General features: G+C 73.5%; 25 protein-coding genes and 1 pseudogene. 15 read left to right on the plus strand and 11 right to left on the minus strand.

Features of this window, described 5'->3' with window-relative positions:
- Positions 1-123: 123 nt before the first annotated feature.
- Positions 124-279 carry a VenA family class IV lanthipeptide gene (locus tag ACFQ8C_RS24185; protein ID WP_383461209.1) on the minus strand — a complete coding sequence of 52 codons (156 nt, stop codon included), beginning with the start codon at positions 277-279 and terminating at the stop codon, positions 124-126.
- An 82-nt stretch (positions 280-361) separates the two neighbouring features.
- On the minus strand, positions 362-3,112 hold the full coding sequence (gene lanL / locus ACFQ8C_RS24190) for a class IV lanthionine synthetase LanL (protein ID WP_383461211.1): 2,751 nt from the start codon (positions 3,110-3,112) through the stop codon (positions 362-364).
- A 193-nt stretch (positions 3,113-3,305) separates the two neighbouring features.
- Here lanL and ACFQ8C_RS24195 point away from each other — a divergent pair.
- The 3 genes and pseudogenes from ACFQ8C_RS24195 to ACFQ8C_RS24205 form a co-directional block, all read left to right on the plus strand.
- Positions 3,306-3,689 (plus strand): annotated as a pseudogene (locus ACFQ8C_RS24195) (Lrp/AsnC family transcriptional regulator); the annotation flags it as partial.
- Positions 3,690-3,797: 108 nt separating this feature from the next.
- A complete protein-coding gene (locus ACFQ8C_RS24200; RefSeq protein ID WP_383461214.1) occupies positions 3,798-4,469 on the plus strand; it encodes a HEAT repeat domain-containing protein in 672 nt (223 codons plus the stop codon).
- 3 nt (positions 4,470-4,472) lie between these two features.
- Positions 4,473-5,477, plus strand: coding sequence for a HEAT repeat domain-containing protein (locus ACFQ8C_RS24205; RefSeq protein WP_383461217.1), 1,005 nt, complete (start codon positions 4,473-4,475; stop codon positions 5,475-5,477).
- Positions 5,478-5,523: 46 nt separating this feature from the next.
- Here the strand turns inward: ACFQ8C_RS24205 and ACFQ8C_RS24210 are convergent, their stop codons facing one another.
- Positions 5,524-6,567, minus strand: a complete 1,044-nt coding sequence (locus ACFQ8C_RS24210) for a saccharopine dehydrogenase family protein (RefSeq protein ID WP_383461220.1) — start codon at positions 6,565-6,567, stop codon at positions 5,524-5,526.
- A 106-nt stretch (positions 6,568-6,673) separates the two neighbouring features.
- On the opposite strand from ACFQ8C_RS24210, the gene ACFQ8C_RS24215 reads away from it, so the two are divergent.
- On the plus strand, positions 6,674-7,621 hold the full coding sequence (locus ACFQ8C_RS24215; RefSeq protein ID WP_383461222.1) for a helix-turn-helix domain-containing protein: 948 nt from the start codon (positions 6,674-6,676) through the stop codon (positions 7,619-7,621).
- Positions 7,622-7,631: 10 nt separating this feature from the next.
- Here the strand turns inward: ACFQ8C_RS24215 and ACFQ8C_RS24220 are convergent, their stop codons facing one another.
- From ACFQ8C_RS24220 to ACFQ8C_RS24230, 3 genes are all read right to left on the minus strand, one after another.
- Entirely contained in the window at positions 7,632-9,686 is a 2,055-nt protein-coding gene (locus tag ACFQ8C_RS24220) for a phosphocholine-specific phospholipase C (RefSeq protein WP_383461225.1), read from the minus strand.
- A 213-nt stretch (positions 9,687-9,899) separates the two neighbouring features.
- Complete coding sequence (locus ACFQ8C_RS24225; RefSeq protein WP_383461227.1) at positions 9,900-10,259, minus strand: ArsR/SmtB family transcription factor; 360 nt, start codon at positions 10,257-10,259, stop codon at positions 9,900-9,902.
- Positions 10,260-10,412: 153 nt separating this feature from the next.
- On the minus strand, positions 10,413-10,787 hold the full coding sequence (locus ACFQ8C_RS24230; protein WP_383461230.1) for a hypothetical protein: 375 nt from the start codon (positions 10,785-10,787) through the stop codon (positions 10,413-10,415).
- A gap of 422 nt (positions 10,788-11,209) precedes the next feature.
- Here ACFQ8C_RS24230 and ACFQ8C_RS24235 point away from each other — a divergent pair, with 422 nt between their 5' ends.
- Positions 11,210-12,040 (plus strand): macro domain-containing protein, encoded by an 831-nt coding sequence (locus ACFQ8C_RS24235; RefSeq protein ID WP_383461231.1) that lies wholly within the window; start codon positions 11,210-11,212, stop codon positions 12,038-12,040.
- A gap of 82 nt (positions 12,041-12,122) precedes the next feature.
- A complete protein-coding gene (locus tag ACFQ8C_RS24240) occupies positions 12,123-13,790 on the plus strand; it encodes an ADP-ribosyltransferase domain-containing protein (RefSeq protein ID WP_383461234.1) in 1,668 nt (555 codons plus the stop codon).
- Between the two features lie 80 nt (positions 13,791-13,870).
- Here ACFQ8C_RS24240 and ACFQ8C_RS24245 read toward each other — a convergent pair whose 3' ends face one another.
- Entirely contained in the window at positions 13,871-14,647 is a 777-nt protein-coding gene (locus ACFQ8C_RS24245) for an SDR family oxidoreductase (RefSeq protein ID WP_383461237.1), read from the minus strand.
- 176 nt (positions 14,648-14,823) lie between these two features.
- Between ACFQ8C_RS24245 and ACFQ8C_RS24250 the strand changes: the two genes are divergently transcribed.
- The gene (locus ACFQ8C_RS24250; protein ID WP_383461240.1) at positions 14,824-15,675 is read left to right on the plus strand and encodes a helix-turn-helix domain-containing protein; all 852 of its coding nucleotides are present in this window, start codon (positions 14,824-14,826) and stop codon (positions 15,673-15,675) included.
- A gap of 13 nt (positions 15,676-15,688) precedes the next feature.
- Here ACFQ8C_RS24250 and ACFQ8C_RS24255 read toward each other — a convergent pair whose 3' ends face one another.
- Entirely contained in the window at positions 15,689-16,525 is an 837-nt protein-coding gene (locus tag ACFQ8C_RS24255) for a dienelactone hydrolase family protein (protein ID WP_383461243.1), read from the minus strand.
- Between the two features lie 87 nt (positions 16,526-16,612).
- Between ACFQ8C_RS24255 and ACFQ8C_RS24260 the strand changes: the two genes are divergently transcribed.
- From ACFQ8C_RS24260 to ACFQ8C_RS24285, 6 genes are all read left to right on the plus strand, one after another.
- The gene (locus ACFQ8C_RS24260) at positions 16,613-17,638 is read left to right on the plus strand and encodes a GlxA family transcriptional regulator (protein ID WP_383461246.1); all 1,026 of its coding nucleotides are present in this window, start codon (positions 16,613-16,615) and stop codon (positions 17,636-17,638) included.
- A gap of 202 nt (positions 17,639-17,840) precedes the next feature.
- A complete protein-coding gene (locus tag ACFQ8C_RS24265) occupies positions 17,841-18,962 on the plus strand; it encodes a DNA alkylation repair protein (RefSeq protein WP_383461248.1) in 1,122 nt (373 codons plus the stop codon).
- Between the two features lie 248 nt (positions 18,963-19,210).
- Complete coding sequence (gene amrS, locus ACFQ8C_RS24270; protein ID WP_383461251.1) at positions 19,211-20,647, plus strand: AmmeMemoRadiSam system radical SAM enzyme; 1,437 nt, start codon at positions 19,211-19,213, stop codon at positions 20,645-20,647.
- Positions 20,644-22,218, plus strand: a complete 1,575-nt coding sequence (locus ACFQ8C_RS24275; RefSeq protein WP_383461252.1) for a radical SAM protein — start codon at positions 20,644-20,646, stop codon at positions 22,216-22,218. The genes amrS and ACFQ8C_RS24275 overlap by 4 nt, the downstream gene beginning before the upstream one ends.
- A 204-nt stretch (positions 22,219-22,422) precedes the next feature.
- A complete protein-coding gene (locus ACFQ8C_RS24280) occupies positions 22,423-22,713 on the plus strand; it encodes a WhiB family transcriptional regulator (RefSeq protein ID WP_383461281.1) in 291 nt (96 codons plus the stop codon).
- Between the two features lie 115 nt (positions 22,714-22,828).
- Positions 22,829-23,422: a DUF4291 domain-containing protein gene (locus tag ACFQ8C_RS24285; RefSeq protein WP_383461283.1), complete on the plus strand. Its 594-nt coding sequence runs from the start codon at positions 22,829-22,831 to the stop codon at positions 23,420-23,422.
- Here the strand turns inward: ACFQ8C_RS24285 and ACFQ8C_RS24290 are convergent.
- A complete protein-coding gene (locus ACFQ8C_RS24290) occupies positions 23,392-24,060 on the minus strand; it encodes a GNAT family N-acetyltransferase (protein WP_383461253.1) in 669 nt (222 codons plus the stop codon). The two genes, ACFQ8C_RS24285 and ACFQ8C_RS24290, sit on opposite strands and share 31 nt — an antisense overlap.
- Positions 24,061-24,139: 79 nt before the next feature.
- The gene (locus tag ACFQ8C_RS24295; protein ID WP_383461256.1) at positions 24,140-24,670 is read right to left on the minus strand and encodes a GNAT family N-acetyltransferase; all 531 of its coding nucleotides are present in this window, start codon (positions 24,668-24,670) and stop codon (positions 24,140-24,142) included.
- Between the two features lie 71 nt (positions 24,671-24,741).
- Between ACFQ8C_RS24295 and ACFQ8C_RS24300 the strand changes: the two genes are divergently transcribed.
- Entirely contained in the window at positions 24,742-25,323 is a 582-nt protein-coding gene (locus tag ACFQ8C_RS24300) for a TetR family transcriptional regulator (protein ID WP_383461257.1), read from the plus strand.
- 343 nt (positions 25,324-25,666) lie between these two features.
- The gene (locus tag ACFQ8C_RS24305) at positions 25,667-26,173 is read left to right on the plus strand and encodes a GNAT family N-acetyltransferase (protein WP_383461259.1); all 507 of its coding nucleotides are present in this window, start codon (positions 25,667-25,669) and stop codon (positions 26,171-26,173) included.
- On the opposite strand, the gene ACFQ8C_RS24310 is transcribed toward ACFQ8C_RS24305, so the two are convergent.
- Complete coding sequence (locus ACFQ8C_RS24310) at positions 26,154-26,660, minus strand: hypothetical protein (protein ID WP_383461260.1); 507 nt, start codon at positions 26,658-26,660, stop codon at positions 26,154-26,156. The two genes, ACFQ8C_RS24305 and ACFQ8C_RS24310, sit on opposite strands and share 20 nt — an antisense overlap.
- Positions 26,661-26,799 lie beyond the last annotated feature (139 nt).

Raw genomic sequence — 26,799 nt, forward strand, 5'->3', positions numbered from 1 at the left:
GGGTCCGCGGCCTTGGTTTTGCGCCGGTGGGGGGGGGGGCCCCCCCCGGGGGGGGCGGCCCCCCCACCCCCCCGCGCCGGGGGGCCCCCGGCCCCCCCCCCGCCCCGGGGGAGGTGGTGGGGGCTACGCGCAGCTCACACCGATACAGACGGTGTTGAGGAGCGTGAGCAGGCCGACGCACTCGCAGGTGTTGGCGGCGGCGGCTCCGTCGACGCCGACCGGGTCGGTCTCCGGAAGGGCGTGCAGCCGGGCGATCAGGTCGAGGTCCTGGTTCTCCATGGTGTTCTCCTTCTTCGTGAGGTTCTCCGTGGTGTCCTGTCTTCGCGCTGTTCCTCGTAGGTGGCGGCGGGCTCCCCGCCGCTCAGACCGGCAGCTGGACCATCCAGTGCCGGGGCTCTGTGTGGCGGACCCGCAGGAGGAACGCCAGGATTCCGGCGGACCCGTCGCTCCAGCCCGTCGAGACGTCCCCGTACTCGTTGGGGAAGACGACGTGACCGCCGCGGTGGGACCGTTCGGCGACGAGGAGGCGGGCCAGCTCCTCGGCCCGCGCGCGGTGGGCGGGGTCGCCCGTCGCCTCGGCCAGGTCGAGGAGGAAGTCGCCGTTGCCCGCCAGGCCGTGGCACTGGGTGAGCGCGGCGCGGGAGGCCCGCTCCACCACGGCCCGGGCGGCCCCGCGGGCGAGGTCGCCGTACCGGTCGTCGCCGGTCGCCCGCCACAGCCGGAGCAGGAACGAGCCGATGCCGGCCGAACCGTGGCACCAGTACGGAGCCGTCGGCGGGTTCCCCGTCTGGGCGGGCCACTGCACGGCCCCGCCCACGTCCGCGGCGTGGGCCACCAGGTGCTCGCCCGCCGCCACGGCCAGCTCCCGGTGGACCGGGCGGCCGGTGACGGACGCGGCGGCGAGGAGGAAGCAGCCGATGCCCGACGAGCCGTGGGCGAAGCCGAGGTAGCGCTTGCCCGCCTCTTCCGCGACGGCCTCCGCCGGCACCGGCCAGGTCGCCCCCGAGGCCTCGCGCCGTGCGGCGCCGGCCAGCCGGTCGGCCGCGTCGGCCACCAGCGCGGCGAGGCGGGGGTCACCGGTGCGCCGCCACAGATGGACGGCGGCCGTCCCGCTGCCCGCGGTGCCGTGGGTGATGTCGTGGCTGGGAGTCGGCCGCTGGGGTGCCAGCGCCAGGGTGAGGGCGTGGTCGACGAGCGACCGGTCGCCGACGGCCCGCCCGGCCTCGTACAGCGCCCAGGCGGTGCCGCCGGTGCCGAAGTGCAGGCCGGGGCGGGCGGAGCGGGGGTCGGTCCGGTCGGCGATCCAGCGTCCGGCGGTGGAGAGCGGTCCGGGCAGCCGGGGATCGCCGGTGAGCTCGAAGTACCGCGTCAGCACCGCCAGGACGCCGGCCGCGCCCTGCTGCACGGTGCACGGGTCGGTCTCGCCGGCCGTGGTCGAGACGGGCCACAGCCGCCGCTCGTCGCCGGGCGTCATTGTGTCGAGGAGGTGCCGCACGATCCCGGCGACGACGGACTCGACCGCGTCGGTGCCGGCTGCCGTGCCGGCGGACCCGGCGGCGGTTCCCGTGACGGACCCGACCGTGCCGGTGCCCGCTGCCGCGACGGGCTCGACGGCCCCGGCCGGGGCACCCGCGCGCGTCGGCGCCGGGGCCGCGTCCGTCGGTCCGAGCGCCTTCCGGGCCCTGGCGGGATCCCAGCGCGCGGCCGGGTCGTCCCGCATCAGGCCGAGGATCGCCTCCCGCGTTCCGTCCGGGAGCCGTACGGAGACGGCGCAGGCGTCCAGCCACTCCGCGAGCCGCGCCTCCGCGGGCCTGTCCGCCGGCTCCTCGGCCAGCAGGTTCGGCACCTTGCCCGCCAGGACGAAGCACAGGGTCGCGCCGAGGCTGTAGTAGTCCGCCGTCGGGGAGACCGGCGCGTCCCGCAGACGCTCGGGGGCGCTGAAGCCGGGCGTCCCCACCCGGGTCGGGAGGGCGGCGTCGTCCTCCAGGACGGCGAGCTCCAGGTCGATGAGGCGCAGCTCCCCGTCCGGGCGGACCATCACGTTGCCGGGCGTGAAGTCCCGCAGCACGCAGCCGCGGGCGTGGGCCGCCGCCACCAGGTCGACGAGGCGCGCGACCTGGGCCGTGGCCTCGGCGCGGTACCGCTCGTCGCCGACGTCGCGGAACCGCTCGGCGACCCAGGTCCGCAGGGGTACGCCCGGTACCTCCTCCTGCGCGAGGAACAGGTGCCCGCCGTGCTCGAACAGCGCCAGCGGTTCCGGCGCGAGCCCCGAGCCCCTCAGCTTCTCCAGTGTCCGCGCCTCGGCGCGCAGCCAGTCGCGGACGTCGCACCCGGAGGCGTCGGCCTCCACGTGCGGGCGGGTCTCCTTGATGACGACCGGGGCGCCGGTGCGGACGTCGCTGCCCCGGTAGACGCCGCCCTTGTTGGTGTGCCGGATCGCCTCCCGTACCGAGAACCGGCCGCCGACCACCAGGGGGCGGGACGCGGCGGGCACCGGGCCGGGGGAGGGGACGGCGGCGGGGGCCGGGAACGGGCTGACCGCCCACTCCGGCGGCGTGTACCGCCCGGTCCTCCGGTCCTCCACCGGATTGCCGTCGGGGTCCTCGAAGTACCAGACCAGCAGCCCGTCGTCCGACAGCCGACGCCTGCCGACGAAGGCGCCGTAGCGGTAGTGGACGAGGCTGTCCGCGGCGTACTGCTGGTCCGACAGGATCCGCGGGCCGGCGAGCCCCGCCGTCGCCCGGTGCAGCTCCGCGGCGAGGCGCGCCGCGTCGGCGTCGGAGCGCGGGTACACCGTCAGGAACTTGCCGGAGCTGCCGCGCGGCGTCGCACGGGAGTTGAGCGCGCCGACCCGCTCCAGCGACCGCGCGAACTTGAATCCCGACGCGTCCCGCAACAGCACCTCCAGGGCCTTCAGGAGGACCGTGGGCGCGGAGGCCGCCGTCGCGGACACGTGCAGCTTCCAACCCTGCGGGCGCCGGTCCCCGTCCCGGGGCGCCACCCGGCACCACATGTCGTCCGACTCGGTCGTCCAGCACTCGCCCGTGTCCGTGGCGAGCAGTGCTCGGTGGAGGAGGTCTTCCAGTACGGCTTCGGTGGCGTGGCTCGTCATGCCCATCCCTCTCAACGGCGAGAACCGCTGGGCGAGAACGTGCCCGACGCACGTGTCGGACCCACATACCGGGTGCCGGATTCACCGGTTTCGGCGAGCGCGCGCCGGAGTTGTCCCACCGTGAGGTGCGACCGGCGCGGAAAGGCGCACAGCCGCTCGCTCGGGGGCCCTCGCCCCTCCGGCGCAGGCCGGCGCCGCCCGGGTGCGGCTCAGCGTGTCGCCCTGCCACCGCCGGCTGCGCGACCTCGAACGCGCCGGAGCGATCCGCGGCTACCGCGCCGTCGTGGATCCGGCCGCGGTCGGCCTGAACTTCGAGGCGCTCGTCTTCGCCACCCTCCGCTGGGAGGACCCCGACACCGTCACCGCCTTCGAAGAGGCCGTCGCCGCCGTCCCCCACGTCCTCCAGGCCCAGCGCCTCTTCGGTGAACCCGACTACCTCCTCCGCGTCGCCACCGCCGACCTCCCCGCCTTCCAGCAGCTCTACGACCGGCAGCTCGCCCGCCTCCCCGGAGTGCGGCGCCTGACCTCCACCCTCGTCATGAAGCACGTCGTCGACGACCGTCCGCTGCCCCAGTGAGTCCCGGTGGGCCCCGGTGGGCCCCGGTGATCGAGGGGCGGGAGCGGCGGTGCGCTTGACCTTGACACGGTGACAAGCCTTTGACTGCGGGGCGAGGAGGTGGTCCCGATGACCACGACGTATCAGGACCCGGATGTACGGCGGGCGCTCCGGGCGCTCGCGGACGACCGTCCGTCGGTGCGGCTCAAGGCCGCCCTGGCGGTCGGCACGACGCCCGACGCGCGGTTCGTCGACGCGCTCGTCGAGCGGTGCGCGGTCGAGCCCGAGTTCTTCGTGCGCGACATGCTGACCTGGGCCCTGACCCGGCACCCCGGGTCCCTGACGCTGCCCAGGGTGCTCGACGCGCTCGGGTCCGAGCGGGCACAGGCGCGGAGCCAGGCCCTGCACACGCTGTCCAAGATCGGGGACCGGAGGGCCTGGCCGGCCGTCACCCGCGCCCACCTCACCGACGCCGACGACGAGGTGGCCCGGGCCGCCTGGCGGACGGCGGTCCTGCTCGTGCCGGACGGCGAGGAGCCCGCCCTCGCCGCGGTGCTGATCACCCAGCTGGGGCGGGGCGGGCGGGAGACGCAGCTCAGCCTCAGCCGGGCGCTGGCCGGACTCGGCGACGTGATCCTGCCGGTCCTGGGCACCGCGGCCGCCGCCCCCGACCCGCTGGTGCGCGCGCACGCGCTCGCCACCCGGCGGATCCTGCGCGACCCCGACACCGGATTCGAGCACGCGATCGAGGAGGCGAAGCGCGTCGTGGCGCTCGGCGGGTCTCCGCGGGAGGGAGACTAGGGCGTGTTGATCGGTGAGGTGGCGCGGCGCTCCGGCGTCAGCGCCCGCATGCTCAGGCATTACGAGAAGCTCGGACTGGTGCGGCCCTCGGGCCGTACCGGCTCCGGCTACCGGGAGTACCGCGACGAGGACATCCGGCGGATCTTCCACGTCGAGAGCCTCCGCTCGCTGGGACTGTCGCTGCGGGAGATCGGCCGCGCCCTCGACGACCCGGGCTTCACGCCCGCGCGGCTCGTCGGCGACCTCATCGACCAGACCCGCGCCCGCATCGCGGCCGAGACCGAACTCCTCACCCGCCTGCGCCGCATCGACGCCACCGAACCGGCCGGCTGGGACGACGCCCTCCGTGTCGTGGCGCTCCTCCAGGCCCTCGGGTCGGCGAGCGAGGACACCCGTCAGCGGGCGGCCCTCTCCACGGCCGACGAGGTCCCCGTACCGGTGGAGGCCCTGGTCGAGGCCGCCCTGCGCGAGACGGAACCCAACGTGGCGGGGGCCCTCCGCTGGGCGCTCGCCCGCTCCGGTGACGGAGGCCCCGACCTCCTGGCCCGGGCGCTCGAATCCCCCGGGGCCGAGGTGCGCGAGCGGGCCGTCCGCACCCTGGCCGGACTCCCCGGTGACGGGGCGACCGCCCGGCTGCGCACCGCCCTCACCCACCCCGACCCCGTGGTCCGGGGCCAGGCGGCCCTCGCCCTCGGCAAGCGCGGTGAGCGCGACGCGATCCCCACGCTCGTCGAGATGATCGTCGACGGCAGGAACGACACCGACGCGGCCGACGCGCTCGCCATCCTGGCCACCGACGACACCACGGGCGACGGGATCGCGGCGGGGCTCCTCGCGCGCCTCGCCGACGCCGCCACCCGGCCTCCCGCCCGGGGCCGGCTCACCCAGGCCCTGGCCGACATCCCCGGCCCCGCCGCCGACCGCGCCCTCGCCGGCCTCACCGACGACCGGGACCCCGCCGTCGCCCTGACCGCGACGTACCTGCTCCGCCTCCGCGACGGCCGCTGAACCCGGGCACCGGACCGCCCGGTGCCACCGGGGCGCCACGGAGCGGTCACTCCGTCGTCGCCCCGCGCGTCTCCCAGGTGACGTGCGGGGCGAGGGCCCCCAGGAAGTCGGCCGCGTCGAAGAGCGCGCCGGCGGAGGCGACGCCGGTCGTGCGGATCCGGCCGGTGAGGACGCGGTGCACCGCCTCGACCGCGAGCGGCGCGGTGACGGCGTAGATGTCCTGCCCGGTGGCCACGGCGCGCCGCTCGCGTGCTCCGGAGCGGACCACGACGTCGACGAGGAAGGTCTGGGCGGACCGTCCGCGCTCGTCGACCGCCGTCGGCGTCGGCGTGTCCGCGTCGGCGATGCCGCCCGCCGCCTCGGTCGACATGTAGGTGCGCACCGAGGGGATGGCCAGGTGGCTGGGGAGGGTGACGACGTCCGCCATCGTGAACTCGCCGACGACGGACCGGGGTCCCATCGGATCGGGGAACGGCCAGGTCAGCGTCGGCAGTTCGTCGGTGTGGTACTGGAGCCGCCCGTCGGCGAAGCGGACCCGGCGCCCGCCGCGCCGCTCGGCGGAGACCCGGCCGGCCAGCCGCGTCCCCTCCGTGGGCTCCCAGCCGCTCAGCCCGTACGCGATGTGCGCCTCGTCCGCGCCGGTCCAGTCGCCCATCGCGGCCGAGGCCAGCAGATCGCCGAGGCCGCCGTAGAAGGCCATCGCGGGCACGATCACCGCGCCCTCGGCGCGCGCCCGGTCGCCGAACCGCGCGAAGGTGTCGGCGTTGGCCTCGATCTCGGCCGCCACGTCGACGTAGGGGATCCCGGCCCGCAGCGCCGCCTCGATCACCGGGGCGGACGTGGTGGCGAACGGTCCCGCGCAGTTGACGACGGCGTCCGCGCCGGCCAGCGCGCGGTCGAGCGCCGCCGGATCGTCGACCGACGCCGGGCGCGTGTCGAGCCCCGGGTGCTCCTCGGCGAGCGCCGTCAGCTTGGCGGCGTCCCGCCCGGCCAGGACGGGGACGAACCCGCGTTCCCGCAGGTGCGCCACCACGAACCGCCCCGTGTGCCCGTACGCGCCGTACACCGTCACCGTCTGTCCCGCTGCCATGAGGTCTCTCCCCGCTCCGTGTTCCGTGTTCCGTGGTGACCATCCTGGAATGGTTGAACGGGCAACGGTGAGTGTCGGAAACGACGTGCCCCGTACACTTCCGGACATGGCCTCCGTCGCGCTGGCCGTCACCGACGGCATGCTGCACTTCGAACTCTCCGTCGCCCACGAGGTGTTCGGCTCCGCCCCGGACGCGGTCACCGTCCCCTGGTACGACCTGACGGTCTGCGGTCCCGGCTCCGTGCCCTTGGGGCCCTTCCGCCTCGAACCCGACCACGGCCTCGACCGGCTCCGGGACGCCGACACCGTGATCGTCCCCGGCTGGGCCGACGTCGACGCGGCTCCGCCCGCCGACCTGGTCGACGCGGTGCGCGCCGCGCACGAGGCCGGGGCACGGGTGGTCTCGCTCTGCACCGGAGCCTTCGTCCTCGCCGCCGCCGGGCTGCTCGACGGCAGGCGCGCCACCACCCACTGGGCGCACACGGACGTCCTCGCCGCCCGCCACCCGGAGGTGGAGGTCGACCCGGACGTCCTCTACGTCGACGGTGGCAGCGTGCTCACCTCCGCGGGCAAGGCCGCCGCCCTCGACCTGTGCCTGCACCTGGTCCGCCTCGACCACGGCTCGTCGATCGCGAACACCGTCGCCCGCCGGTTGGTCGTCCCGCCGCACCGGTCCGGCGGGCAGGCGCAGTTCGTCACCGCCCCGGTGCCCGCCCAGGAGGACCACCCGCTCACGGCCCTCTTCCCCTGGGCGGTCGAGCGCCTGGACCGGCCGTTGACGGTGGAGGACCTCGCCCGGCAGGCGGGCATGAGCTCGCGCCACCTGACCCGCCACTTCCGCGCCGCGACCGGCACCACCCCCTTGCAGTGGCTGCTCGCCCAGCGGATCCGCCGCGCCCAGGAGCTCCTGGAGCGGACCGACGACGGTGTCGACGCCATCGCCGTCGCCACGGGCATGGGCACGTCCACGACCCTGCGCCGGCACTTCAACCGGGCCCTGGGCGTGCCCCCGGACAGCTACCGCCGTACGTTCCGCACCCGCCGCGCGACCTGACCCCGGTGGGTCAGTACGTGAGGATGCCCGGGTCCGTCACCCCCTCCGCGCCCGTCTCCACGTGTCCGGCCAGGCGGCGTACGTAGTCGGTGTGGGCGGGCGAGGTGATCGTGACGTCGTACCACCTGCCGGAGGCCGACAGCGGCACCGTGTGGGTGACGGTCGCGCCCGAGGGCACGGTCACCGTCTGCGGGCCGCCCGCGTAGGCGTTGGTGAGGGTCACGCTCGTGGTGGGGCCCGCGTTGGTGAAGGAGAGGCCCAGGGAGCCGGTGGTGGCGTCGTGGCGGGCGGTGACCTCGGGCACGGCGGTCTTGCCGGGCGAGCGGAAGCGGCGCAGGAAGCCGTTGGGGCCGTGCACGGTGAGGTCGGTGGTGCCCTTGGAGTACTTGGTGTTCCAGGTGTCCGCGATCGACTTGCCCGCCTCGGCCGTGTACGTCCACGGGGCGTCGGTGCGGTTCGCGGACGTCACGTGGAACTGGGCGCCGGCGGACGGCCCGCCGCCGAAGGCGAGCCGGAAGGTGCCGGCCGTGGTGTCGGCGGAACCGTCCACGTACGGGGCGTACTTCAGCGGGCGGGTGGGCTTGGCCCCGCGCTCCTGGCGCGGCATGGTGCCGACGGCCGGAGCGGTGGCGGGGAAGTCGGGGTGGCGGTCGCGGTCCGGCGGGTAGTAGCCGGCCGTGGACGGCAGCGCGACCGGCTGCGGCTGGGCGCGGCCGAAGTCGAAGGCCGAGGTCAGGTCGCCGCACACGGCCCGCCGCCAGGGCGAGATCTGGGGCTCCTGGACGCCGAAGCGGCGCTCGATGAAGCGGATGACCGAGGTGTGGTCGAAGGTCTCGGAGCAGGTGTAGCCGCCGGTGGACCAGGGGGAGACGACGATCATGGGGACGCGGGGGCCGAGGCCGTAGGGCCCGGCGACGTACCCGGTCTTCCCGGGGAAGTGGTCGAGGGCGGTCGGGGTGGTCGACAGGCCCTGCGCCGCCGAGGCCGGGACGTACGGCGGGACGACGTGGTCGAAGAAGCCGTCGTTCTCGTCGTACGTGATGAACAGCGCCGTACGCGCCCACACGTCGGGGTTGGAGGTCAGCGCGTCCAGGACCTGCGCGATGTACCAGGCGCCGTAGTTCGACGGCCAGTTGGAGTGCTCGGAGAAGGCCTCCGGCGCGGCGATCCAGGACACCTGCGGCAGCCGTCCGGCCTGGACGTCGGCGCGCAGCCGGTCGAAGTAGCCGTCGCCCGCCTTCGCGTCGGTGCCCGTGCGGGCCTTGTCGTGGAGCGGGTCGCCGGGCTGGGCGTTGCGGTAACTGTTGAAGTAGAGGAGCGAGTTGTCACCGTAGTTGCCGCGGTACGCGTCGTTGATCCAGCCCCACGAGCCGGCCGCGTTCAGTCCGTCGCCGATGTCCTGGTAGATCCGCCAGGAGATCCCGGCCGCCTCCAGGCGCTCGGGGTACGTCTTCCAGCCGTAGCCGGCCTCGGCGTTGTTGAGGACCGGACCGCCGCCGGTGCCGTCGTTGCCGGTGTGACCCGACCACAGGTAGTAGCGGTTCGGGTCGGTCGAGCCGATGAACGAGCAGTGGTACGCGTCGCAGATCGTGAACGCGTCGGCGAGCGCGTAGTGGAAGGGGATGTCGTCCCGGGTCAGGTGCGCCATCGTCGCCTTGGTCTTGGCGGGTATCCACTGGTCGTAACGGCCCTTGTTGAACGCCTTCTGGCCGCCCGCCCAGTCGTGGTTGAGCCCCTGGAGGAACTCCATGCCGAGCTTCGCGCTCTCCGGCCGGAACGGCAGGGTCACCTTCGAGCCGTCGGACTGGTTCCACACGGACTTCCCGCTCGGCAGCGTCACGGGACGCGGGTCGCCGAAGCCGCGGACGCCCTTCATCGCACCGAAGTAGTGATCGAAGGAACGATTCTCCTGCATGAGTACGACGATGTGCTCGACGTCCTGGAGCGTGCCGGTGGACCCCTGTGCGGGGATGGCGGCCGCGCGGGCGATGGACTCGGAGAGCGCGCTGAACGCGACGGCGCCACCGGCGAGCTGTAGGAACCGGCGACGATCGAGGTCGGCCATGGGGGGAGTCCTCCGGGGTGGGAGCGGATACGGAAGCGGAGCGCCGGCCACGGACCGGCGGAGCGCCCCAAGGAGAGCGCCCGGGAACCACCACCCCGCGACCGTCCCGTGACTTCCCGCTGTACGCCCGGGAAAATCCCCCGCGCCCCGGAAGCACCGGAACCCGCCCCCGGACACCTCCCGTCCCGGCAGCCCCTGGCGTCTCCCTCCGGGTCACCCCTGCCGTTGCGGCGGGAGCGTGGACTCGTCGGCGTGCCGGAGCTCCGCGAGCAGCTCGCTCTGTCCGACCAGCAGTTCCGTGAGGATGCGGCGCGCCGCCTTGAGGAGGTCGGCGACGTCCCCGCCGGCGAGCGCGTAGCTGACCGTGGCGCCGTCGCGGACGGAGACCACGATCCCCGAGCGGCGCAGGACCGCCAGCTGCTGGCTGAGATTGGACGGTTCGATGTCGATTTCCTTGAGCAGCTCGCGTACGGGAAGGGGCCCGGACTGGAGCAGCTCCAGGACGCGGATCCGGACGGGATGTCCGAGCATGCGAAAGAACTCCGCCTTGGCCTGGTACAGCGGCACCTGCATGCGACGACTCTCCCCGACTCCCCTGACCTGTGCTTACGAACCCATTCTCCCGCGTCCCGGATTCCGCTCGCCCTCGACTGATCACTTTCAGATGTGTCGAGTTGAAGAGTTCTTCAAGTCGAGGGCGTGCGGAATCCGGGTCGACCGAGGCGGTTACAGCTCCAGGTCCGCCTCGATCCGCCTCAGCTGGTGCCTGGCCATGGCCAGATTCGCCCTGCCCTTGTCCAGGACCATGTACAGGAACAGGCCGTTGCCACCCCGCCCCTTGATCAGACGGATGAGGTGGTACTGGGTGTCGAGGGTGATCAGGACGTCCTCTATGCCGTCGTCGATGCCCAGCATCTCCATCGTTCGCAGCTTCGCCCGGACGACGTCGGTGTTCCCGGCGGCGGCGACGGTCAGGTCGAGGTCCTTGCTCCCGCCCATCGTGCCGAGCGCCATGCCGCTCGTGTAGTCGACCAGCGCGACCCCCACACTCCCCTCGATGGAGGTCATCGCCTCCTTCAGAGACGTTTCCACACTCACCATCAGTAGGTGCTCCCTTGGTTCTCGACGGCCCCGGCCCGGAGTCACGCCCGCACGGCCGAGTGGTGATCACGGACTCCTCCACTAGACACCAAAGGGGCGGGGAATGAGGGGCTTTCGCCGGAAGACGATGCCCCGGGCACAGGACGGCGCGCCCTTCCGCGCGCTCGGGGGCGGACCGGTGGACACACCCCGTCGACCGGAGGCGCTCGTCGCGCCGATCGAGGAGGCCGGTCTGCGCACGGTCGCCGGACTCCGGCCGCCGACGGACGGGACGCGGGGGCCGGGCGGGGGCGTCATGGCCGGGCGGACCGCCCGAGGGCGGGGCCGCGGCGGCGGGGCCGCGGGGCTCGCCGCCGGGCGTTGTCAGTGGTGCCCACTAGTTTCGGAGGTGTTGCAAGAGACCGTTCCGACAGGGGGCTTCGATGACCGACGGCTGTGTGGACACCGCGCTGCGGGTGGTGCTGACGGATGTCAACGCGGGGGTGGTGCAGGCGTGGCGCGCGGCCTTCGCCGACGTGCCCGGCATCGAGATCCGGCGGGGTTCGATCCTCGACGAGGACGTGGACGCGTGGGTCACCCCGACGAACGCGGCGGGCCGGATGGACGGCGGCGTCGACGCCGCGATCAAGCGCCACCTGGGCGCGGGCATCCAGCTGCGGGTCCGGCAGGCGATCGGCGACCGCTTCGACGGCAGCATGCCGGTCGGCAGCGCGGTGTGCGTCCCGTCGGGGGCGACCGTGCCGCGCTTCGTCATCTCGACCCCGACCATGGTCGCCTCCTCGCAGAACGTGAGCGAGACCCTCAACGTCGCCATGGCCTGCGCGGCGGCCTTCCAGGCCGTCCACCGGCAGAACCGGAAGGCGCCCGGCAGCATCCGCTCGGTGGCGCTGGTCGGGATGGGAGCCCGCACGGGCCGCGTCCCGGCCCGGGTGTGCGCCAACCTGATGTGGACCGGCTACACGCTCTTCCACGACCACTGGTTCCAGGACGACGACGAGCTGCGCGCCGTCATCACCGCCCAGCTCGCCGGCATCGACCAGGCCTCGCCCACGACACGGGTACGCATCGTGCCGCCGGGCGGGACGCCGGAGGAGTACGGAACGCCGGCCAAAGGAGCACCTGCCAAAGGGGCCGCTGCCAAAGGAGCAGGCGGCAAAGGGGGCGCTGCCAAAGGAGCCGCTGCCAAAGGAGCACCCGCCCACGGCGGACTCGCCGGAGGAGCACTCGCCGCAGGGCACCCCTTCGGCCGCTGACGGCGCCCAGCACGTCACCCCTCCGGCTCACACCTCCGCCGCCGCCCACCCCGCGGGCACGACCACCGGGAGCTCCCCCGCCATGAGCGACACCACCGCCGCCGCCACGCCCGCGCAGCAGCCCGACCCGAACGACCCGCTCGCCCTCGCCGAACTGTTCACGGGCGGCGGCGAACCCTGGCTGCCCCTCCTCAAGCCCGTCATCGAGGCACGCGCGGAGGCCGACCGGTTCATCGGCCCCGGCCGCAGCCCGCAGGTGGTCCCGGTACGGGAGCTCACCTTCCAGGCGCTCAAGCCCCACCCGCCGCACAAGTGGAAGGTCGTCGTCTTCGGCCAGAACCCCTACCCGCGGCCGGAGAGCGCCACCGGCATCGCCATGTTCGACAACACCTTCAACGACTGGAAGGACAGCCAGTTCGGGCGGGTCGTCAGCATCCGCTGCCTCATCAAGGCGGCGGCGATGTGGAAGTACGGCATCGTCAAGAAGACCCCGATCGCGGACATCCGCGCCCTGCTGAAGGAGCGCGACGCCGTCCAGCCGCCCGAGTGGTTCCAGGCGATGCTCACCCAGGGCGTCCTCCTCCTGAACGCCTCGCTGACCGCCAGCGCCGACGGCGCCCTGGCCACCGACCGGCACACCGCGTTCTGGCGGCCCGTCGCCGAGCGGATCGTCGAGGAGATCCTCCGCGCCAAGCAGGAGGCGGAGGACCCCGAGGACCGGGGTGTCGTCTTCGCCTGGTGGGGCGCCCACGCGCGCAGCCTCAAGAAGACCGTGCAGCGCCTGGAGAAGGACTACCCGGGCGTCGAGGTCCGCCACATCGACCACGCCAACCCGGCCGCCCAGGGCGACCTCTTCTGCGACGGCGACCACCTCGCCACGGTGAACGACGCCCTGATGTCCCTCGGCGCCGACGCCGTCGACTGGCTGCCGAGCAAGGGCTGGAACCAGCCCGCGGCCGGCGCCGCGACCGGCACGGACTCCGCGGCGCCGGGCAGCGGCGGCGGCCAGGACGCCGACGTCGCCGCCCGCATGGGCGCCTTCATCGCCTCGACGATGGAACTCCACCAGCTGTACCTGGAGCGGCTCACCAGCGTCCGCGACGAGGGGCACGTCCTGCCGCCGCTCACCGGCGTCTTCGACACCCCGCTGATGCCCTTCGAGGACGCCGTCGCCCCGGTCACCCGGGTGCTGCGGGGTCTCGGCGGACACGTCGACCGCTCCCGCGAGTTCGGCAAGCGGCGCGCCGACGAGCAGGCCGGCACCGGACTCTCCGCCGACGCGATCGCCGCGCTCTACCTCTACACCTGCGAGTCCGGCTTCTACCGGAACATCAACGCCGTCCTCCGCTCCCCGGACCGCCACCGCGTCGTGCCCTACCTGCCCTACCTGCGCCTGCTCTACTCGGCCGTGGAGGCGCTCCCCGCCCGCACCGAACCGCTGTGGCGCGGCGTCGCCCTGGACCTCCGCTCCCAGTACCCCCTGGGGGAGACGGTCACCTGGTGGGGCGTCTCCTCCTGCACCTCCGAACTGGGCGTCGCCCGCTCGTTCCTCGGCAGCCGGGGCAAGCGGACCCTGTTCGAGGTGACCCCGGCCCGCGCCGTCGGGATCCGCAGCTTCTCCGCCTTCACCGGAGAGGAGGAGTACATCCTCGCCCCCGGCACCCAGCTGGAGGTCACCGACGTGAAGGCCGAGCGCGGTGGCCTGTGCACCGTGAAGCTGCGGGAGGTGGAGACCCGCCTCGTCTCCTGATCGCCGAGGAACCGCCGGGAGCCGCCGACGACCGCCGGGAGCGACGCGGACGGCGTCCGGACCACACCGGGAGGGGCCGGTCAGCCGAGCTGGCCGGTGGGCATGATGGTGACCTGCTGGAGGTTCACCCGGGGCGGCAGCGAGGCCAGGAAACCGATGGTCTCCGCGACGTCCCGGGCGGTGAGCCACTCCATGGACTCCTTCGAGTCCGCCAGCCACGCCTGCGCGCCCTCGTCGGTGACGTGGCTCTGCAGCTCGGTCCCCACGATGCCCGGCTCGATCGCCGCGACCCGGACGTTCTTCGGACCCAGCTCCGCGCGCAGATGGCGGGAGAGGTGCGTGACGTACGCCTTGGTGGCGGAGTAGACGGCGAAGGTGGGGAAGATGTTCTGCGCCGCGATCGACGAGGTGTTGATCAGATCGGCCACCCCGCGCTCCCCGGCGGCCGCGACCAGCTGCGGCGTGAACGCCCCGGTGACGTTCATCAGACCGGTGATGTTCAGGTCGATCTGGTGCTGCCACTGATCGGTCGCCAGCTCCTCGATCGGGGCGGGCAGCATGACGCCCGCGTTGTTCAACAGCAGGTCCGCGCCGCCCAGTTCGGTGGCGACGCGGTCCGCGGCGGCCCGGACGGCCGCCTTGTCGGTCACGTCGGCGGCGATCGCCAGCGCCCGGCCGCCGCTCTGCTCGATCCGGGCGACCAGCTCACCGAGCCGCTCGGCCCGCCGGGCCAGCACGACGACGTGCGCCCCCAGTCCGGCGAGCGTCTCGGCGGCGGCCTCGCCGATCCCGCTGGAGGCTCCGGTGACGACGGCGACACGGTTCCGAAGGGGGAGGGCGTCGTTCTGCGGGGACATGAGGGGACACCTTTCGGCGGTACGAGGAGAGGCGTGCCGTGGGCTGCTCCCCGGCACGCCTCAAGCACACCAGCCCCCGACCCCCGCCGGAGCGCCCGGACGGACCCTGTCGAGACAGGTACCGACAGGGCCACCCTGGGCCACCCGTCACCCGCGCGACGCTCCACACTGGGGCCATGGACCGCAGCAGAGAGACCGCCGACTTCCTCCGGGGCCGCCGTGCCGCGATCGACCCGGAGCGGGCCGGGCTCCCCGCCGACGGCCGGGTGCGCCGCGTACCCGGCCTGCGCCGGGACGAGGTCGCCCGCCTGGCCGGGGTCAGTACCGAGTACTACACCCGCCTGGAACAGGGGCGCGCGGGCAACCCCTCCGCCGAGGTGGTCGCGGCCCTGGCCCAGGCCCTCCGACTCGACGCGTCCGAACGCGAGCACCTCACCGACCTGCTGCTGCCCGACCCGGGCACCGCCCGCCGCACCCCCCACCGGCCCCAGCGGGTCCGCCCCGGCCTGTACCTCATGCTGGAGACGCTCGGCCACGTGCCGGCCTTCATCCTCGGCCGCCGCACCGACGTCCTCGCCTCCAACCACCTCGCCAGGGCCGTCCTCACCGACTTCGACGCCCTCCCCGCCACCCGGCGCAACATCGCCCTCTACTACCTCCTGGACCCGCGGGCCCGGGAGCGCGTCGGCGACTGGGAACGCCTCGCCGCGGACACCGTGGCCATGCTGCGCCTGGAGGCCGGCCGCCACCCGGGCGACCGCCGACTCGCCGACCTGGTCGGCGAACTCACCCTCGCCTGCCCGGAGTTCTCCGGCTGGTGGAACGACCACAAGGTGCTGCGCCGCACCCACGGAACCAAGTACTACATCCACCCCGTCGTGGGTGAACTCCACTTCTCCTACGAGTCGTTCCAGGTCCCCGGCGACATCGAGCAGACCCTCTGCGTCTACAACGCGGAGCCCGGCTCCGAGACAGCCCGCTCCCTCCGGCTCCTGAGTGACCGGACGGTGCCCCGGCCGACGGCATGACGGGCCGCCCCGCTCACCCCGACGCCTCCGCCGCGGGCGCGAGCCGCTCCGCGAGAAACGCGATGATCTCGTCGCGGGCGCGCACGGTGGGGTGCCCGGCACGGTCGACGAGATGGGCCGTGACGACACCGTGGGCGCACCCGACGACCTCGCGGAAGAAGGGCGGCGGGTCGGTGTTCGCGACCTCGGCGGGAAGGACCCGCCCGTCGAAGGCGTCGCCGAGCAGCGCGCGGTACGCCGCGAACCGCCGGCCCGTGCACCAGCGGTCGTCCTCGAAGCGGTAGGCAAGCACCTTCAGCCCGTCGCGCCGGACCCGCTCGGCGACGGCGACGGCGTCCTCGTCGCCCAGTTCCAGCCCCGCGGGGTCGTCGAGCGGGAGCGACGGGTGGTTGACGACGGGCGCGACGACGGCGGGTTCGAGCGTCATCGAGAGGGCGAAGTTGCCGGTGAAGCACAGCCCGACGGCGCCCACCCCCACCCCGCCCCGCTCCGCGTGCGCCACCCGCGCCAGCCCCCGCAGCCACGCGACCACGGGACTGGTCCCGCCGCCGGCGAACGCCCGGAACTCGGCACTGACGCAGGCGCGCCGCATCACGGTCCCGGCCGCTTCGGCCAGGGGGTAGGCCCCGTCGACACCGAACAACGACGGTACGTACACCGAGAAGCCCGCGTCCCGGACCCACCGGGCGAACCGGGCCACGTCGGGACTGATGCCCGGCATCTCCGGCATCAGGACGACGGCGGGCCCCGCCCCCGAGACGTACACGCGCTTGCCGACGCCCTCGACCTCCACGACCCGGCACGAGAAATCGTCCAGAGCGTCGTCGGGCTGCTTCTTCTGGGTTGCCATGACAGGAAGCATGACGAGACCCTGGCAGCCGGAGAACGGGCGATATCGCCGACCCTCCGGGACATGTCGCCAACCAGGAGGGACCGCATGAGCCCGCTGCGCGTGAGCGTCCTGGCCTACCCCGGCTGCTTCGCGTCGGAGGTGTACGGCGTCCCCGACCTCCTGACGATGGCGGCGCACGTCACCGCCGCGCAGGGCCGGACGGAGCCCTCGTACGAGACCACCGTCGTCTCGCCGCGCCGGCGCGTGCTCGCGTCCGGCGGAGCCCGCATCGACGTCGCCGCGGTCCGCCCGTCCGACGTCCTGATCGTCCCGGGCTTCGACCTGCCGCCCGGACGCGACCCGGAGACGGCACTCGCGCGGCTCGCCCCGGAGCTCGCCGCGATCCGGGTACAGGCGGCCTCGGGAGCCGCCGTGGTGTCGATCTGCGTCGGCGCCTACCTCGTGGCGGAGGCGGGACTGCTCGGCGGCCGGGAGGCGACGACCTCCTGGCTGCACGCGGACCGCTTCGCGCGCCGCTACCCGGACGTCCGGGTACGTGCGGAGAGCCTGGTGGTCACCGACCGCGGTGTGACGACGACGGCGGCGTTCAGCGCGATGTACGACTTCGCGCTGCGCTTCGTCCGCGACCACGACGGCCCCGGCACCGCCCGGGCCACGGCGCGCGTCGCCCTCCTGGACGACACCCGCTCCACCCAGGCGCCGTACGTCGACGCCGACCTCCTCCCGACGGCGGGACGCGACTTCTCCTCGACCGTCAAGCGGTGGCTCGACCAGAACCTGGCCACCCGCTACGACCTGTCGGCCCTCTCCCGGGAGTTCGGCGTCAGCACCCGCACCATGCTCCGCCGCTTCGGCGCGGAGGCGGGCCAGACGCCCCTCGCGTACCTCCACACCGCCCGGGTGCGCAGGGCCAGGCACCTCCTGGAGACGACCGACCGCACCATCGCCGCGATCGCGAGCGACGTCGGCTACCGCGACCCGGGAACCTTCACGGCCATCTTCACCCGCCACACGGGACGCCGGCCGAGCGTGTACCGGGCGACGACGGCCACGCCCCCCATCCGGAACGACCACCGGGGTCGTGAGCGCGAGGCCCTCACGACGGACTGAGGACCATCGGCACCGACCGGGCACGGGTTCGGGGGCGGGCTCGCGCGCCATGCGAAGGAGGTTGCCGGAGGGGTGGTCCGACCGTCCGCCGAGGACGGCCGACGACGCGGGCGCGGTGGCCCCGGGGTGCCGGCCCCGGCCGCCTCGGAGTGTACGTAGGCTGCGTGCACCACCACGAGGCGAAGAGGGCGGCACCGGAGCCATGGCGAGCGAACACGGTCTGAAGCGGTACTTCGACGGCGAGGCGGCGCGCCTGCTGGGCGACCGGATCCGCCTCGTCCGTCCGGCGTTCGACGTGGACGGTTACGCGGCCGAGGTCGAGGCCCGCATCCCCGGCAAGGAGCTGAAGGACCGCGTCCTCGTGCTGGCCGAGGGGCTGCGCACCCGGCTGCCCGCGGCGTACCCGGACGCGCTGCCCGTCCTGCTGTCCGTCCTCGGTGACGAACTCGCCGAGGGCGAGGGCCTGTTCACCACCAGCTGGTACCTCATGCCGGTCGCCCGCTTCGTGGAGGAGTACGGACTCGACCACCCCGAGGCGTCCCTGGACGCCATCGAGGAGATCACCAGGCGCCACACGGGCGAGTACGCGGTCCGGCCCTACGTCGAGCGGCACTACGCGCTCACGATGGAACGCGTCGCGCGGTGGGCCCTGAGCCCGAGCCACAACGTGCGGCGCCTCGCCACGGAGGGGATCCGCCCGCGGCTGCCCTGGGCCCGGACGCTGACCCGGTTCGTCGAGGACCCCCGCCCCGTCCTCGACGTCCTCGAACCGCTGCGCTGCGACCCCTCGGAGTACGTCCGCAGGTCCGTCGCGAACAACCTCAACGACATCTCGAAGGACTCCCCCGAGCTCGCCCTGGCGACCGCCCTGCGGTGGCGCGAGGAGAGCCCCACGGACGAGACCGGCTGGATCGTCCGGCACGGACTGCGGACCCTGGTGAAGAAGGGCGACCAGCGGGCCCTCGCCGTCCTCGGAGCCACGGGCGGCGAGCACGTCCGGGTGGCACGGCCGGTGATCGGCCCCGGGCGGGTGACGATCGGGGACACCCTCGTCATCGGCTTCGACATCGAGAACACCGACGACCGTCCGCACACCGTCGTCGTCGACTACGCGGTGCGCCACGTGGGAGGGAACGGCCGCGGCATCCCCAGGGTCTTCAAGCTCACGACGCTCGAACTCGGCCCGGGCGAGCGCCGCTTCCTGGAGAAGTCGCACCCGATCAGGGAGGTGCGGACCCGCCGCCACCACGCGGGGGAGCACGCCGTCGACATCCAGGTGAACGGCCTCGTCCTGGCCACCGGCCGCTTCGACCTCGACGTCTGAGCGCCGGCGATCCGGAGGACCCGCGTCCCGCGTCCGAGGCCGCCGGGGCCTTGACTCCGTGGAGAACGCTCGGTCATGCTCGTCGCCAGGTGCGGTTCGGAATGTTCAACAATCCTCAACCGGCATAACGGTGGATCAGCGGTCGGATCATGCCAGGGCGCCCGCACCTCCACGCCCTCCTCCCTCACGCACCTCCCTCACGCACCTCCCCGTCACCTCCTCACCCCTCCTTCGCGGAAGGACAGCACGTGACGAAGACGAACTGGAACAGCGAGGCCCACCCCGCACGCCTGGAAGAACGCCTGGAAGACGACGTCGTCCGCTGTCACCTCAGCCCCCGGAACTGCCGCATACGGCCCGGCCGGCTCGGCTTCTGCCGGGTGCGGGCGAACCACGACGGCCGGCTGGTGACCCTCAACTACGGGCGGTCGGTGCACGCCACCGAGGAGACCATCGAGACCGAGGCCGTGTTCCACTACGCGCCCGGCGCCCGGATCCTCTCCATGGGCAACGTCGGCTGCATGCTCAACTGCGACTACTGCCACAACTGGAAGACCTCCCAGGCGCGTTACGTCGAGGACAAGGACGTCCACCGGTACACGCCGGAGCAGGTGGTCGACATCGCGCTCCGGCACGGGATCAAGGTGATCTCCTGGACCTACAACGACCCGGTCGTCTGGCACGAGTTCGTCGTCGAGACCGCCGCCCTCGCGAAGGCCGCCGGCATCGTCAACCTCTACAAGTCCGCCTTCTTCGTCACCGAGGAGGCGATCGACGAGCTCCTCCCGGTCATCGACATCTTCTCGGTGTCGATCAAGTCCATGGACCCGAAGTACTACCGCAGGATCACGAAGGGCTGGCTGGAGCCCGTCCTGGAGGGGACGGAGCGGGTCTTCCGGGCGGGGAAGCACGTCGAGGTGTCCACCCTGATGGTCACCGACCTCAGCGACGACGAGAAGACCGCCCGCGACATGGCCACCTTCGTCGGAGAGCGCCTCGGCCCCGACGTACCGACGCACTTCGTGCGCTTCCACCCCGACTACAAGATGACCGACACCGTCCGGACCCCCGTCGACCGCCTGGAGCGGGCGCGGAACACCGCTCTGGACATGGGACTTCGCCACGTCTACCTCGGCAACGTCTACGACAGCGCCTCGACGCACACCCAGTGCGGCCGGTGCGGGCGACTCCAGGTCACGCGCTACGGCCTGAACGCCGACCTCGTCGGCCTGGACGCCGACGCCCGCTGCACCGGCTGCGGCCACGACGCCGGCTTCACCCTCCTGCCGGACGCGCGGCCGCGCGAACGGGTCCGGGACCTCCCGCCCGGGCCCGGGCTCTCCGTCGCCGGCTTCGACTGGCACGGGGACGTACGGGCACTCCACTTCCGGCTGCGCAACACCTCCGCCGAGCCGGTCAGGGCCTACGCCCGCCGCCAGGGCGACACCGCCGCGGACCGGGGGTGGGAGGTCATCGACCTGGCGCCGCACGAGAGCTTCCGCTCCATCGCCGCCAAGAGCACACCCGGAGAGACCGGAGTGCGGGTGGCCGTGCCGCCGCACTGCGAGTCCACCCTCCACCAGGTCTTCGACCGGGCCCACTTCCCCACGGTGGAGGCGGCGGCCGGCACCCTCAACGCCGACATCTCGCCCCTGCCCCTCTTCCGGCCCGGAACACGGCCGTGACCGGGCCCGAGAGCGGCGCCCCGCCGACGGCCCTGCGGCACGGCACGGACTACCGGGTCCTCCCGCTCGCCGCCGAGGACGGGGAGGGCCCGGGCGACGGCGGCACCGCCGCCGTCCTCGTCACCGGTGACCACCGGCTGCTGCTCGCCCCCGCCGCCACGGCGCGGCGGCTGGAGGCCGGAGAGGACCACCTCCTGCCGCACGAGCGGCGGGCCTGGGACCGCCTCCGGTCCGAGGCCGGGGTCGGCGCCGACACCCACAGGACCCTGCTGGCCCGGAGCGCGCTCTCCGACGGCGCCGACTTCGCGGTCAACGTCAACCTGACCAACGTCTGCAACCTCGCCTGCGCCTACTGCTTCGCGGAGGGCGGCGACTACGGCCGGATCACCGAGGCGATGGGGGAGCACTCGATCGCCTGGATCTTCGACTTCGTCGCGGCCCACGCGGCCCCGGGACAGCGCGTCCGCTTCGAGTTCTTCGGCGGCGAACCGCTGGCCAACCTCGCCGTCATCCGGAGGATCTGCGAGCGGGCGGAGGGCCTCGCGGAGCGGGACGGCACGCGGTTCCTGTACCGCGTCTCCACCAACCTGACGCTCCTGCCCCCCGGCACCACGGAACTCTTCCGTGACCACCGCTTCATCGTCTCCGTCTCGATCGACGGCGGCCGTCAGGTGCAGGACGCCAACCGGCCCGCGAAGAACGGCAAGGGCTCGTACGACCGGATCCTGCGCAACCTCCGGCGGCTCCGCGAGGAGTGCGGCGACGCCGTGACGCTCGTCGCGCGGATGACCATCGCGACCGCCGAGCCCCGCCTCAAGGACAGCGTGCGGGACCTCTGGCGGCTCGACCTCTTCGACCACTTCCAGATCTACCCGGGCGTCTACCCGGTCCGGACAGGCACGACGATCCCCATCGCGCTCACCCTGGGCGACCGCACCCTCTCCGAACCGCAGGGCGGGATCCGGTACATCAACCACTTCCTCCAGCCGGGCATCGTCGAGCAGTTCAAGGAGTTCCTCCTCGACTACCCGAGCCTCTTCGACGCCGGCAACCGCTTCAAGGGCGTCCTGGAGTACGAGCGGACCGTCCAGATGATCACCGAGGGCGCGGCGGCCCTCGCCTTCTGCTCCGGGGGCCGCACCTACTACACCCACTCCCCGGACGGCAGCATCAGCCCCTGCCACCGCCTGGTCGGGGACGAGAGCTTCGACGTCGGCACCGGCGAGCGGGGCATCACCCGCGAGCACCCCGAATGGCACGGCAGCGTCGACCGGCACCCCGTCTGCGGCGGCTGCTGGGCCCGCTACCTGTGCGGCGGAGGCTGCCGCCAGGAGAACCACGTGGCCACCGGGGACCTCGACACCCTCAACACCGAGTCGTGCCAGTACCAGTTGATGCTCGCCGAGGAGGTCGTCAAGATGCTGGCGCGCGCCACGACCGCGTACCGGGAACGCTCCCGGACCCGCTACGACGACCTCTTCGTCTCCTGCGGCCGCCCCGTCCTGCCGAGCGGCAGAGCCGCCGTCCCCACCCTCACCGAGGAGTACGCCCCCTTCCGCCTCCTGTGCTGATCTCGGCCGCGCATCCGGCCACGAAGGCCACGGAGAGTGGCCGGAAGTGTGTGCGGTCGTCACCCGATGGAGCGAAGGGCGGGGCGAGGTGTAGACCCACAGCACATGCCTACGTAGCGTGCCTGATCAACGAGGGCCGACCGATGAAGGCCGAGCGATCAGAGCAGCCTGTGGGGCAAGGGGGAGTGCGTGGAAGGTAGTTGGATGGCGTCGGGGCGCTGTCGGGCGGCGGACGCCGAGGACCTGTTCGTCGAGGGCGCGGCCCAGAACCAGGCCAAGGAGCTGTGCGTGGGCTGTCCCGTACGCTCCGAATGCCTCGCGTACGCACTGGACCGCCGGATCGAGCACGGCGTCTGGGGCGGCATGACGGAGCGGGAGCGCCGCGCCCTCCTGAAGCGCCGCCCCACCGTACGCGACTGGGCCGGCCTCCTCCGCGCCGCCCGCCGCGAACACGCCGCGGGCGCGACGGCGGCGGCGGAGCGCCGCACCGCCTGAGGAGCGGCCAGGGGGGGTGGGAGTCAGGGACCGGGGGAGCGTTCCGGTCCCCGGCGGTGGAGCGGAAATCCGCTCGCGCGGCCCCGCGACGGCTGTCAGGGTGCGGCGTATGGCGATGCCTCAGCACGGGATACGGGCCGACTACGACGCCCGCACGATCGTCGTCTACCAGGCGTACCCGCCCGCCATCGCCGACGCGGCGCTGCGGGCGGGGCGTTTCGTCGAGCCGTTCTCCTTCCGGCGGATGACATGGATCAAGCCGTCTTTCCTGTGGCTGATGCACCGCAGCAACTGGGCCCGGAAGACCGGCCAGGAGCGGGTGCTGGCCGTGCGGATCACCCGGGAGGGATGGGAGGAGGCGCTGTCACGGGCGGTGCTGACGACCGAGGACCCGGCGGCGGTGGCCCGGGCGCCGGTACACGTGCAGTGGGACCCGGAGCGCTCGGCGCGCGGGGCGGCGCTCAACCACTACAGCATCCAGGTCGGCATCGGACGTGGTCTGACGCGGACGTACGCCGAGGAGTGGACGGTGGAACTCACCGACCTCACCCCGAACGTCCGCAGGGCCGAGTCCATGATGCGGACCGGTCAGGCCGCCAAGGCCAGGCACCTGCTCCCCGCGGAGCGCGCGTACCCGCTGCCCGAGGCCCTGGAGCGGCGCCTTTGCCCCGGTCGTGGTCACGGCCCGACGGGAGGGCGGGGCCGGTAGACGAACCCGTTCAGCGGGGAGAGGACCTTCCATCCGAGCGCTTCGTAGAGCGCCCGTCCCTCGACGGTCGCGCCCAGAACGCCGGTGGACACCCCGCTCGCGACGGCCGCTTCGGTGAGCGCGCCCATCACCACCGTGCCGAGGCCGCGCCGCTGATGGGCCGGTTCGGTGACGATCTGGTCGAAGACGCACGCGCCGCCACCGCGGGGCGTCCCGGTCCGGCCGCACGCGGCGAGTTCCCCGCCGGAGGTCAGGACGCGCACGGAGGTGACCCCGCCGTCGCTCTCGACGGTGAGGGCGTACCCGTCCGCGAGCCGCGCACGGGACGGACGCAGGTCGACGGCCATCAGGAAACAGGGATCGGTGGGCTCCCACGCGGACGGGAACCAGCGCTCCATGACCTCCGCCGGCAGGAACGCCTTGACGCAGGTGGTGGGTTCGGTGACGGTGCCGATCAGCGCACGGGCGCGCACGGCGACCCGGTCGGCGCCACCGGCACCGTCGCCGCCGAGCAGGACGTGCCGGACCGTCTGGGTCGCCTGCCCGACGTCGATCCGCAGCCCCCAGGGCACGTCCACCGGCTCCGGCGCCCGCCGGGACACGGCCCACCCTTCGACCCACCACCGCTCGGTGTCCACCCGCAAGCCCCCCCGGCCGTCAGGCGAGGGAGCCATGCCGCGCCCTCGCCCCCGAACTGTACGTGAAGCCCGAACGCGACTACTCGGTCGGCGAGTTCACCGCTCGGGTCAGGTCGAGCGTCCAGTTCTGGCCGACGAGGTCCCGGCCGAAGCTGTGGTGGGGTTCCTCGTCGGCGAGGGTGAAGCCGAAGCCCTGGTAGATCCGGCGGGCCGCGACCAGGACGTCGTTGGTCCACAGGGTCACCTGCTCGTAACCCGCCTCGCGGGCGAAGGAGAGGCATTCCGCGACCAGACGGGTCCCGAGGCGCAGGCCCCGACCCTCCGGGGTCACGAGGAGCAGACGCAGCCTGGCCAGGCCCGGGTGTTCGCCGGCGACCAGGAAGACGCAGCCCACGCGCCGGCCGTCGAGCTCGGCGATCCAGGCGGCCTCGCGGGCCGGCGTGTGTCGCGTTCCGTAGTCGGCGACGATCCGGGCGACCAGGGCCTCGAAGTCGGTGTCCCAGCCGAACTGCCGGTGGTAGCCCTCGCCGTGGGCCATCACGACCCACCCCAGGTCACCGGGGTGGTCGGCACGGCGTACGACGACTCGTTCCTCGTTCTGCTGCGTCATGAACCGCTCTCCCGGCCTACGTGATCGATCTCGTACTGAAACACTCGTTTCAGTTACGTTAGGCTAGCCCCGTGCCCCAGGAAACGCCAACCCCGTCCGCCCGCCAGACCGAGCTGCTGGAGGCGGCGTACGCGTACGCCCTCGCCCACGGCCTGAGCGATCTGTCGCTGCGGCCGCTCGCCGAGGCCATCGGCTCCAGTCCGCGCGTCCTGCTCTTCCTCTTCGGCAGCAAGGACGGCCTGGTCCGGGCGCTCCTGGCGCGCGCCCGCGCCGACGAGGTGACGCTCCTCGACCGGGCCAGGCGCCCGGACGCCCCCGTCGGCCTGGGGCCGGCCGTGGAGCGGGTCTGGGCGTGGCTGGCGGCGCCGGAACACCGGCCCCTGCTGCGGCTCTGGGCCGAGGCGTACGCCCGCTCCCTCGTCGAGCCGGACGGCGCCTGGGCCGGCTTCGCCCGCGCGACGGTCGACGACTGGCTGACGGCCCTGGCCGCCTGCCAGCCCCCGTCCGAACGCGACGGCGAGCAGGGGGCCGCCCGCCGCACCCTGGCGCTGGCCGTCCTGCGGGGCGCCCTGCTGGACCTCCTGGCCACGGACGACGCACCACGGGTCACCGCGGCCGTCGACCACCAGCTCGCACTCCTCCGGACCGCCTGACCGGAGATCGCCGAGGAGACAGGGTCGACCACGTCCGCACCCGCGGAGGCGCGCGGCGGCGGCGGGAAGTGGCGGGTCGTCAGCAGGGTGCCGATGGCCCCCGAGGCGACGGCGCGACCTTCCGGGCCGTGTCCGGGGAGCGGGCGGACGCGCACACCCGCGCGCCCGGCCGTCCCGCCCGCCACGCCGGCGCGCGACCGGACCCGCGTCCCGCCCCGGTGACGACCACCGCGCGTCCGGTGAGGTCCACGGGCGCGGCCTTCCCGCCGAGAAGGGGCACGAGGAGTCCGGACCGTGCCCCTGCCGTCGTGGTGCCCGGGAGCCGTGGGGCAGAGTGAGGCCCATGGCTACCTACGAGACGATGGCGTTCCACCTGGAGACCGAGCGGCTGTTCCTCCGGCCGTGGGCCGAGTCGGACGCCGACGAGTTCCGTGCCCTCCTCGACGAGCGCGGCAAGGAGACCTTCACCGTCGAGCGCGCCCGGGCCGGCATCGTGAGCCTGCTCGCCGGGACGGAGACCACCGGGTTCGCCCTGCTGCCGATCCAGCGCCGTGAGGAGGGGGACTTCATCGGGTACTGCGGGTTGATCGTCGGCCGTGCCTCCGTGGACGAGCCGGAGCTCGCGTACGAGCTGTTCCGGCACGCGCACGGGAAGGGCTACGCCACCGAGGCGGCCCGCGCGGTGCTCGACGCCGCGGTCGCCACGGGACGGAAGCGGCTCTGGTCGACCGTCGGCGCGTGGAACACGCCGTCCCTGCGCGTCCTGGAGAAGCTCGGGTTCGAGCGGGACCGCGTCTCCGTGGAGGAGGGCGCCGGCGAGGTGGTGTGGCTCACCCGCTCGTTGCCGTGACGCGGGCGCGACGGGCCGCGCCGTGGGGGGCGCGGGCCCACAGCGCTATGCCGATGAAGAGCAGCTGCTCCGGGATCCTGAACCACAGCGGCGTCGCCGGCTCGCCGGCGAAGTCGACGTGGGAGACGGCCGCGTGGATGTTGGCCGGGAGCATCAGGACGAACAGCACGGCGAGGCCGAGGCCGGCGGCCGGGCGGGTCGCCTCCCGGACCAGCCCGGCGGCGCCGGCGAGTTCCAGGACGCCCGTCGCGTAGACCGCGAAGCGGGGGAACGGTACGAACGACGGGACCATCGCGACCAGGTCCTGGTGGCCGGGCATCGGGCCGAGGGCGGACGGGACGAAGTGCGCGCTCGCCGTGAAGACCAGCATGACCGCGAGGCCGTGCAGCACGGAGACCCGCCAGGTCGCGAACCGCCCGACGCCCAGCGCGCCGAGCAGCCGGAACAGCAGGGTGGGTGCGGCGAGGAGCATGAGGGTGCCGAACATGGGAGGGGATTCCTTCCGGTGGATGGTGCTCGGGTGTCCGGGTGCTCGGAGGGAGTGGGGTTGCGCGCGTGGGTCATGGCAGGCGTGAGCGTGGCCACGACGGGCAGGGCGCCGCTGCAGCGACAGAATAGATAATAGC

It is taken from the genome of Streptomyces sp. NPDC056503 (assembly GCF_042794995.1).
GTDB lineage: Bacteria > Actinomycetota > Actinomycetes > Streptomycetales > Streptomycetaceae > Streptomyces.

Excerpts from the sequence above, each read along its gene's own strand:
- ACFQ8C_RS24265 (WP_383461248.1), top strand. The coding sequence starts at position 17,841 with ATGGCGAGCGAACACGGTCTGAAGCGGTACTTCGACGGCGAGGCGGCG.
- ACFQ8C_RS24210 (WP_383461220.1), bottom strand. The coding sequence starts at position 6,567 with ATGGCAGCGGGACAGACGGTGACGGTGTACGGCGCGTACGGGCACACG.
- ACFQ8C_RS24260 (WP_383461246.1), top strand. The coding sequence starts at position 16,613 with ATGAGCCCGCTGCGCGTGAGCGTCCTGGCCTACCCCGGCTGCTTCGCG.
- lanL (WP_383461211.1), bottom strand. The coding sequence starts at position 3,112 with ATGACGAGCCACGCCACCGAAGCCGTACTGGAAGACCTCCTCCACCGA.
- ACFQ8C_RS24230 (WP_383461230.1), bottom strand. The coding sequence starts at position 10,787 with ATGGTGAGTGTGGAAACGTCTCTGAAGGAGGCGATGACCTCCATCGAG.
- ACFQ8C_RS24185 (WP_383461209.1), bottom strand. The coding sequence starts at position 279 with ATGGAGAACCAGGACCTCGACCTGATCGCCCGGCTGCACGCCCTTCCG.
- ACFQ8C_RS24255 (WP_383461243.1), bottom strand. The coding sequence starts at position 16,525 with ATGGCAACCCAGAAGAAGCAGCCCGACGACGCTCTGGACGATTTCTCG.
- ACFQ8C_RS24245 (WP_383461237.1), bottom strand. The coding sequence starts at position 14,647 with ATGTCCCCGCAGAACGACGCCCTCCCCCTTCGGAACCGTGTCGCCGTC.
- ACFQ8C_RS24250 (WP_383461240.1), top strand. The coding sequence starts at position 14,824 with ATGGACCGCAGCAGAGAGACCGCCGACTTCCTCCGGGGCCGCCGTGCC.
- ACFQ8C_RS24240 (WP_383461234.1), top strand. The coding sequence starts at position 12,123 with ATGAGCGACACCACCGCCGCCGCCACGCCCGCGCAGCAGCCCGACCCG.
- ACFQ8C_RS24225 (WP_383461227.1), bottom strand. The coding sequence starts at position 10,259 with ATGCAGGTGCCGCTGTACCAGGCCAAGGCGGAGTTCTTTCGCATGCTC.
- ACFQ8C_RS24200 (WP_383461214.1), top strand. The coding sequence starts at position 3,798 with ATGACCACGACGTATCAGGACCCGGATGTACGGCGGGCGCTCCGGGCG.
- ACFQ8C_RS24305 (WP_383461259.1), top strand. The coding sequence starts at position 25,667 with ATGGCTACCTACGAGACGATGGCGTTCCACCTGGAGACCGAGCGGCTG.
- ACFQ8C_RS24295 (WP_383461256.1), bottom strand. The coding sequence starts at position 24,670 with ATGACGCAGCAGAACGAGGAACGAGTCGTCGTACGCCGTGCCGACCAC.
- ACFQ8C_RS24220 (WP_383461225.1), bottom strand. The coding sequence starts at position 9,686 with ATGGCCGACCTCGATCGTCGCCGGTTCCTACAGCTCGCCGGTGGCGCC.
- ACFQ8C_RS24280 (WP_383461281.1), top strand. The coding sequence starts at position 22,423 with ATGGCGTCGGGGCGCTGTCGGGCGGCGGACGCCGAGGACCTGTTCGTC.
- ACFQ8C_RS24285 (WP_383461283.1), top strand. The coding sequence starts at position 22,829 with ATGCCTCAGCACGGGATACGGGCCGACTACGACGCCCGCACGATCGTC.
- ACFQ8C_RS24215 (WP_383461222.1), top strand. The coding sequence starts at position 6,674 with ATGGCCTCCGTCGCGCTGGCCGTCACCGACGGCATGCTGCACTTCGAA.
- ACFQ8C_RS24235 (WP_383461231.1), top strand. The coding sequence starts at position 11,210 with ATGACCGACGGCTGTGTGGACACCGCGCTGCGGGTGGTGCTGACGGAT.
- ACFQ8C_RS24310 (WP_383461260.1), bottom strand. The coding sequence starts at position 26,660 with ATGTTCGGCACCCTCATGCTCCTCGCCGCACCCACCCTGCTGTTCCGG.